Here is a 7820-nt window from a genome sequence, read left to right on the forward strand (position 1 = left end):
GGCTAGTGTTTCTTGAAGTACTTAATAGATTAACGTGCTGTTGCGAAAATAGTGTGTTGGCCCAAATTAACTTCCTACGAAGGTTTATTTGCCATGCACAAGCAACAGCACGATCTTTTGTTTTCTCACGCCGTACGCCCGCACGCCTTACGTGTTCTTAAGTCGGTGGCTGGCGCTCCATCGGGCCTCTCTTTAGAGAGGATAGTCATAGAATCAGGCCTCCCGAAATCTATCGTGACCAGTGAGCTAGGCCAGCTAGAACAGCTAGGGTTAGTCAGCATAAAGAATGATGTCTTGACTGCGCGGTGGGATACCTTGCGTGCTCTTCTTACAGAAGCTTTACCCTCTAAGAACATCCGTTTCTCTCATAACTCAAAGTCAGCGTGAAGGAAAGCTCAAAGATGACTCTCAGATCACATTCAAAGCCGGTGTCTGGATGGAAAGATGTTGATTGTCTGGGACAATGGGTAATTATCGATCGGTCAGATGACAATCTCTCGTTATTGAGTATTGGCGATCATACTTTCGACGAAACCGAAGTAACCAGCCTACGCCGAACACTTAATGAGAAAAGTAGATTCTTACTGCTCGGACCTCTCCGCGAAGCTTTAGAGAGTTTAAAATTTACTGACTCTAAAGTGGCACATGGCGGCCTAATATATCAGGTGACAGTACGTCCCATCATTTCACCAGACAAGACCATTGCTGTTGGCGCTTATGGAGTATTCAATGAAGTTGCCACGCCCCTAGCACCTGAACCCGTGATAGGAACGTGGCAGTGGAGAGTCTCTAGAATTGACGGCACTAATGTTGGCTTGGACGCTTCCCAATGGGACAGTGTTCTTTTAGAGGACATTTATGGGATTACTAAAGAATTTCTCACCAGTTCACGTGGCCCAGCCGGTGACTGGTTAAATAAACTCATCGCGCCTAAAGATCGAGCTGCCATAAAGTTTATGATCGATAGTGGGATCGACATCAATAACCGCAAACGGCACCTGCTAACCTATGAGTCCGTTAGAGGCTACGGCAGCTCTACCCCGGAACCAATGCAGATCTCCAACAGCGCCCGAGCTTATCCAGATCCAGATCACCCCGAAGCTGTCATGCTGCGAGGGTTCTCACGTATTGTTCCCTTTCCTACGAACCTTCAGCTACCCGGTCTTAGCCCTGTCTCTGAAGGTGAAGTTTTGCAATCGGCTTTCAGTCTTCTAAGCGACCGGGTCTTCGCAGAACTTGATATGGCCCAAGGGATTACTTTTGTGACCTCGCCGTCGTGGGCCAAATTCGGGCTACCGCCCGGATTTGAAATGAACATTACTTCGCTGACCCATCCTGACGACATCGGCCCAGCCGAAGCATATTTAGAGAAAACCCGCGCCAGTAATGTTGATAATGAGTCGTTGAGAGTTCGCTTGATAACGGTCAATGATGGCTACCGGCAGTTCCGTCTGACAGCCTCTCCTATAGATCAAGCTAACCCCGCCAGGTACATACTCGTCCAATTAATCCCAGCGGATTAAAAATGGGAATGTTGAACGGTAAAACCATCCTCGTCACCGGAATCTACACCGAACGAAGCATCGCCTACGCCTGTGCCAAGTTAGCTGCAGAAGAAGGTGCCAACCTGATCTACACAGCCTTCGGCAGGCAACGAAAAACTACAGAGGTCATCATAGGAAGGCTCCCAAAGAAAGGCCCAATTTTAGAACTCGATGCACGGAGCCAAGAACACTTTGACACTTTGAGCGAACGACTTCTTGAGCACACTAACCGCATAGACGGAATCATTCACTGCATCTCCGCTAGCAAACCGGAAGCTGTAGGTGAGAACTTCCTCCATGCGAAATGGGACGATATCGAGACCAGCCTGAGAGTTTCAGGAACATCGCTACAAGCTCTAGCGGCGGCTTGCCTGCCTCTCATGTCCAAGGGAGGAAGTATCGTAGGAGTCACTCTCGATAGCACCCCAGTATGGCCGATCTACGGATACGCAGGAGTAGGAAAAGCAACCTACGAATCAGTAAACCGCTATCTTGCCTATCACCTTGGCAAACACGGTATACGAAGCAATCTCATCGCCTGCGGCCCACTTCAAAACCCCACAGTATCCAAGATTCAAGACATCAACTCGACAGAAGGAGTCTGGGAATCACGCGCACCCCTCGGTTGGAGTTGGGAAGACCTCTCACCTGTCTCGAAAGCAGTTATAGCCATGCTCACCGATTGGTTCCCCGCCACCACTGGCGAAATAATCCATGTAGACGGCGGCTACCACGTCATGGGCATGTAGAGGAGACACAAATATGATTTACTAGAATCATGTTTATGTTCCTTCGCGAGACACGCCCCTTAGCTTGCGTTTCAAAATACGAAAATCAGGGCATGATCGAGACATGGCAATCGTCAAGAAGCAAACGGGCAGGCCTAGCAAAGGCCCCCGAGACACTTTTAACGTGAAGCTGCCAGTGGGGTACGGCGAAAAGATTCGCGGCCTAGCTGATACTGAAGGACTCACCTATCAAGATTTCCTGGCCCCACTCATAATTGAGGCCGTGGATCGCTATGACTTTGATGCGAACAGAGGACAGGAGCCGCTAATTCAAAGAGCTTCTTAAACGACTAAGGGACCCGAAATCATCGGGTCCCAGTCTGAGAAACCAGAGTGTTGACGCACTCGGTATCTCGATAAGTAAATAAGTTCCAAACCAGGGAAACTCTCTACTCTGAAGTATTGGTAGTGAGTCTACCAGAACACACCCTGGTGAGGGAAGCGTAGAGTGTCGAGAATGTCTGCGCGGCGTGTCGAACAACCGAACCGCCGAAACCAAATACTCGCCCCGCCTTACACGCGGTGGTCCCTGGGTCAGAGCCATAGGGAATCTGCCGAGCACGGAACCAGGGGCCATGCAGCGACAATCCGTAAGGGTCGCCCGCGAAGGAGTGCCAAACCCTATAGCAAACAGAGCTTTGCCGGAGTCCCGTGCACATGCCGCCACTGTCCAGAAGTAATGCCCTGGACCAGGTGAAGACACCACACACGAAACAAACTCGTTTATGTCTGGTGTCTCAACCGACCAGCGACCGACGCTGACGGGGTGACCATCACAGATCACCACGAGCCTGCCCTGACATCTCTCGTAAGTTTTTTTACTTGAGATGCTAGAGGCAGAGTTCTGCCCTCCCCCGCTCCCTCGGCCTCTGGGGTGAGCCAAAGAGCCACCACCAAGACAAAACCCCTAGCCCACCAGGAAAGAGCCAATTGAGAGCATACGAAACCTCACCAGAGCACCAAAGAAGAAGACAACAGAAGAAAAAGAACCAAGAGAAAACCTGGGCCAGGAAAGCAGGACCAGTCACCACAGAATACAGCTGCATCTGCACGAAAAACCCAGAAAACTGCAAAGCCCACCAACACACCAACTAAATCACTCCCCCAGCCACAGCCAGGAAACCACAGCGGACAGGTAACGAAAGCAGCCATGTCGGGACGCTCTGCCAGCCCGGCAACTAGGGGTCGCTACAGAAAACGGGTTTTAGATTATTTGGCGGCCCAGTCACCGAGCGGGGTAATCACCCGAACCGCGGTAATTTCTATAGTGGAAATTACACGACTCAAGGCTTCTACGTGATGCCCTACGCGCCGGGCCAGGTCGTTTCACTGCCCAGGGTAGGTCCGCGGACGAATATTAATATCACAGGTACTCCGCCGACCGCTGTTCAGGTGAACATCGGCTAGGCGATTATCAATGAAGGTGCCGGGTTAGCAGACTGCTAACCCGGCACCTTCGCTTTATTTATGGCTCTCCGTCTCGGTCAGCACCCTGCAGTATGGGAATGTCTGTTCTAGTTAGTACTATACGATTCGTATTTAGATACGAATTTTGGGATGGCATCATGTGTACAGTTAGTGAGCTTCGACAGGCCACGGCTTCGACCGTGGCAGCCGTACTGGTCAGTGGTTACGCGGTTGCCGCCGGCTATCCTAGCCCTGCACAGGATTACTACGATGGCACCCTCGACCTCAATCAGCATTTGATCAAGGACACCACATCGACGTTCATCGTTCGGGTGGCCGGTGATTCCATGACCGGCGCTGGGATCTTCGACGGTGACGAGCTCGTCGTCGATCGAGCACTCACAGCCCAGCACGGATCTGTGGTGATCGCCATCGTTGATGGTGAGCTCACGGTAAAAACCCTCCACCTCGACGCCCAGCACGAGGCAGCCTACCTGGTGCCGGCTAACCCCAAATACCCTCGGCTTCGCGTTCCAGAACTCAGTGATTTCACCATCTGGGGCGTGGTGACCTATTGCTTGCATCGTGTCAAAGCCGGCTAAGTCACATCAGATCGCCCTGGTGGATGTCAATAGCTTCTACGTCTCCGCCGAAAGGGTGTTTGATCCGTCGCTGCGGGGCCGGCCCTGTATCGTGCTCTCCAATAACGACGGATGCGCGATCACCCGGAGTTCAGAAGCCAAGGCCTTGGGTATCAAGCTCGGAGACCCGTGGTTTCAGCTTGCACCTCGAGCGAAAGCCTGGAATCTCGCAGCGCTCAGCTCTAACTATGAGCTCTACGGAGACATGAGTTCCCGGACCATGCAGTTGCTACAGCGCTTCTCTGCCTGGCAGGAGATCTTCTCAATCGATGAGTGCTTTCTCGGCGTGACCGGGGATCCTGCTGAGCTTATTGACCTTGGTCAGTGTATGAGGGCCGCGGTCGATCGACACCTGGGAATGCCCGTCTGTGTCGGGATCGCGCCGACGAAAACCCTTGCCAAGCTGGCCAATGCTTGGGCCAAGCACTCCCCCGGTTTCCAGGGCGTCTGTGTGTGGGACTCCATACCCGTACCAGAGCAAGAAGCGCTTATGGCCAGATTGCCTGTAACCGAGCTCTGGGGCGTCGCCGGCCGCCTGGCCCAGCGTCTCGCCGGTATCGGCATCCACACCATTCTGGATTTGAAGCGCGCTCACCCGGTGCGGATCCGCGAAAAATTCTCCATCGTCCTCATGCGCACTGTCCTGGAACTCAACGGCCAGGCGTGCATTCCTTTCGAGGAAGAGAAGATCGGCAAGGAACAGCTGATCTTCTCCAGATCCTTCTCAACCCCGCTCACCACCCCTGAGCAGGTGAGGCAATGTATGTCGGTGTACGCTCAGCAGGCCAGTGCCCGCTTAGCTAAGCACGGCCAACAGGCGAAAGTGGTGACCGCTTTCGCCTGCACTTCTCATTTCAACCCGCACGACCAGGCCTACCCCTCCATCACTGTGCCGCTGCCGGCACCCACCGCAGACCCAGTACTTTTGTCGCGGGCGGCACATAACCTCGTCCCGCTGATCCACCGCAACGTGCGCTACGCCCGAGCAGGAATCATGCTCACAGACCTGCGGCCGTCCGGAGCGCAGCCTGTCCTGGAGCCCTTCGTCAACTTGCACGAGGAGAAACGGATCGGGCCGCTGCTGGAACAACTCGCGCAGCGGCACGGCCGCGGAGTCGTAGGCCTCGGCGCCGCCGGCCTTAAATCCGGGCCGGACTGGACCATGAAACGTGACAGGCTCTCCCCCCGGTACACCACGCACTGGAACGAGCTACTGACTGTGAAGGCCGGCTAGTCCAGATCTACTGGCTCCACCAGCGATAAGTTATGGACATCTACCGTCCGTGTGTTGTTCAGGGCACGGGAAGTTGGGTGAGCCTTCAGCCGGGCAGCAATTGGCGCGGACATCGACCCAAGGGCCTCTTTCCACTCCCTCCGCGTGCTGGTATCCCACTCCCCCAGGGCTAGCCAGTCATCGATGACATCTGCCGGCAAAAACACCGGCATCCTGTCATGGATCTCACCCGCGGCGTCCACTCCATCCGTAGTGATGATCGTAAAGCCGAGCCCGGCAAAGCCAGACTTAGGGTCTGTGGCCTCGCTGTAGAGCCCTGCAGCAAGCAATGGCTCCCCGGACGGATCGGAAATGAAATACGGCTGCTTGACCTTCCTTCCCTCAACCAAGCGTTCGATGAACTCAAAATATCCTGACATCGGAACCCCGCACCTCTGCCCGATATAGGACTCGCGCCAGCCTGACCATCGCTGCAGCTTGTCCAGTCGGGCATTGATCAGCGGGGCTGGCCTGAAGTCCTCTTCCCGTTGCGGCACGAACCGCCACCGGCCGCGCACCAGCGCCCGTTCAAGCTCACCATGCTCATCAGCCTGCTCCAACAGGACCGGAGCATGAGCAGTGATATTCACTGAGCCACGAGGCTGCCACTCCCCTAGGTCTGCGCCCTGAGCCTCATAATCTCGCTCCAGATCAGCGGTCGTCCTGATCAGCGCGTATCGTCCACACATGGACTGATCCTACCCCCATGTGCTCGCTGGAATCTAAAGCAATAAAATATTGCAAAGCAATATAAGCAATACTGTCAATGTAGTATTGCAAACACGGTACGTATGGTACGGTAATTAAGTGAAGTAAATATTGCATAGCAATAAATAGGAGTGGCTATGACCAGAATTGAAGCTTTTGCCAACAACAAAGGTGGTGTCGGCAAGACGATGGTCTGTCTGAACTTCGGCGTTTCTGAAGCTCGCAGAGGTAAGAGAGTGTTGTTCATTGACATGGATCCTCAGTCGAACCTATCTAGACGGCTCGGCGTAGAGTACGACCCCAGCAAGCCGACCGTGACATCCACTGAAGTCATAAAATCAGGGGAACTTGGAGCAGGGGAGCAGGCCGTCCAAGAGGTCGAGATCTCTGGTGTAACAGTAGGCGTCCTCCCATCAAGGCCCGACCTGGAAAACAGAATCTCAGAAGCCGGAATCCTAGGAGCAGTCAGCAGACTAGCCAACGCTTTAGCAGGTGGGTGGCTTCAGGATCAGTACGATCTCGTCTGCATTGACACTCAACCATCGTTTAGTCACCTGACACAGATGGCGTTCGCTGCCGCCACAGGTGTTCAAATCGTTACCATTCCAGAATTTGAAGCAGTCGAGGGGGCTATGAAGACTCAGGCCTTCGTCGAGGAGAAATCCCGGTATCTGATGAATCCTGAACTAAGAGTTACCGGGCTCATCGTGAACGGATACCAGTCATTGGGGGAGCACGACGACCAAATGAAAGGTATTCGCGATCACTTTGGGGACCTGTGGCGACAGCCTGCGATCAAATACCGTTCTGTAGTCAAGGACTCAGTTTCAGCTGCAGGTCCCAACAATGCCATCAGCATCTATAGCTATGAGACCCGGGCCGCAAGGCTGGTACAGGCGGCCTTCGACATCATTGCAACTCAGCACAGCGAGGGATCTCAGGAGATAGCATGACTTCAAAACCAGCCCGGAATCGCCCGACTCCACCAGCAAAGCTTGTGCCAATCGTTGAAGACATCAACACACCCGGAACGCAGGCACAATCCATACCTAAAACCGCCATCAGAGATGCGGTGCCGGCACAGCCCTCAATGACCACGAATGAAGCCGAAACCTCCCTAACAGAAGGAGTGAAGCGGCCATATACTATCTCGCTCAACGCGCGCTTAGTAGCAGAGAGTAAAAGAGCTGTCCTCGTCGGGGCGGCACAGGATGACGGCCCACGTAGCCTTTCGGCGTTCGTTGAAGAAGCGTTGAGACGGTATCTCACCGAGCGGCAGGACGACCTAAATGGCGGGGAAAGATTCACACCGTTCCACGGTGAGATGAAGAGAGGTCGATCCTTATAGCATAAATTGTGTATAACAATCGGGTCTGCCCCGGGTTTGGTTGACATCTGATCTGTGAGGATTCGTCCTCGCTGGAAGGATGTATCTCTTGCCCAAGCCCTATCCGAAAGA

At 53.7% G+C, this 7820-nt stretch carries 8 protein-coding genes; 6 read left to right on the forward strand and 2 right to left on the reverse strand.

The window, feature by feature from the left end:
* Positions 1 to 93 precede the first annotated feature (93 nt).
* Genes C501_RS14920 through fabI form a run of 3 tightly spaced genes read left to right on the forward strand, consistent with a single transcriptional unit; the run spans position 94 to position 2293 of the window.
* Positions 94 to 387: a helix-turn-helix domain-containing protein gene (locus C501_RS14920; RefSeq protein ID WP_083906508.1), complete on the forward strand. Its 294-nt coding sequence runs from the start codon at positions 94 to 96 to the stop codon at positions 385 to 387.
* A gap of 14 nt (positions 388 to 401) precedes the next feature.
* Positions 402 to 1523, forward strand: a complete 1122-nt coding sequence (locus tag C501_RS14200) for a hypothetical protein (RefSeq protein ID WP_156807587.1) — start codon at positions 402 to 404, stop codon at positions 1521 to 1523.
* A gap of 2 nt (positions 1524 to 1525) precedes the next feature.
* The gene (gene fabI, locus C501_RS0102385) at positions 1526 to 2293 is read left to right on the forward strand and encodes an enoyl-ACP reductase FabI (protein ID WP_026174524.1); all 768 of its coding nucleotides are present in this window, start codon (positions 1526 to 1528) and stop codon (positions 2291 to 2293) included.
* Between the two features lie 987 nt (positions 2294 to 3280).
* Here fabI and C501_RS14205 read toward each other — a convergent pair.
* Complete coding sequence (locus C501_RS14205; protein WP_156807588.1) at positions 3281 to 3484, reverse strand: hypothetical protein; 204 nt, start codon at positions 3482 to 3484, stop codon at positions 3281 to 3283.
* Positions 3485 to 3897: 413 nt separating this feature from the next.
* On the opposite strand from C501_RS14205, the gene C501_RS0102395 reads away from it, so the two are divergent.
* Together C501_RS0102395 and C501_RS0102400 are read left to right on the forward strand one after the other, a co-directional pair.
* Complete coding sequence (locus C501_RS0102395; RefSeq protein ID WP_026174525.1) at positions 3898 to 4341, forward strand: LexA family protein; 444 nt, start codon at positions 3898 to 3900, stop codon at positions 4339 to 4341.
* Positions 4325 to 5614, forward strand: a complete 1290-nt coding sequence (locus tag C501_RS0102400; RefSeq protein ID WP_026174526.1) for a Y-family DNA polymerase — start codon at positions 4325 to 4327, stop codon at positions 5612 to 5614. Before C501_RS0102395 ends, C501_RS0102400 begins: the two co-directional genes overlap by 17 nt.
* On the opposite strand, the gene C501_RS0102405 is transcribed toward C501_RS0102400, so the two are convergent.
* Positions 5611 to 6342: an SOS response-associated peptidase gene (locus tag C501_RS0102405; RefSeq protein WP_018134036.1), complete on the reverse strand. Its 732-nt coding sequence runs from the start codon at positions 6340 to 6342 to the stop codon at positions 5611 to 5613. The genes C501_RS0102400 and C501_RS0102405 overlap by 4 nt on opposite strands.
* Before the next feature lie 156 nt (positions 6343 to 6498).
* Here C501_RS0102405 and C501_RS12215 point away from each other — a divergent pair, with 156 nt between their 5' ends.
* The gene (locus tag C501_RS12215) at positions 6499 to 7314 is read left to right on the forward strand and encodes a ParA family protein (RefSeq protein WP_018134037.1); all 816 of its coding nucleotides are present in this window, start codon (positions 6499 to 6501) and stop codon (positions 7312 to 7314) included.
* The last annotated feature ends 506 nt before the right edge of the window (positions 7315 to 7820 follow it).

It is taken from the genome of Acaricomes phytoseiuli DSM 14247 (assembly GCF_000376245.1).
GTDB classification, from domain to species: domain Bacteria; phylum Actinomycetota; class Actinomycetes; order Actinomycetales; family Micrococcaceae; genus Renibacterium; species Renibacterium phytoseiuli.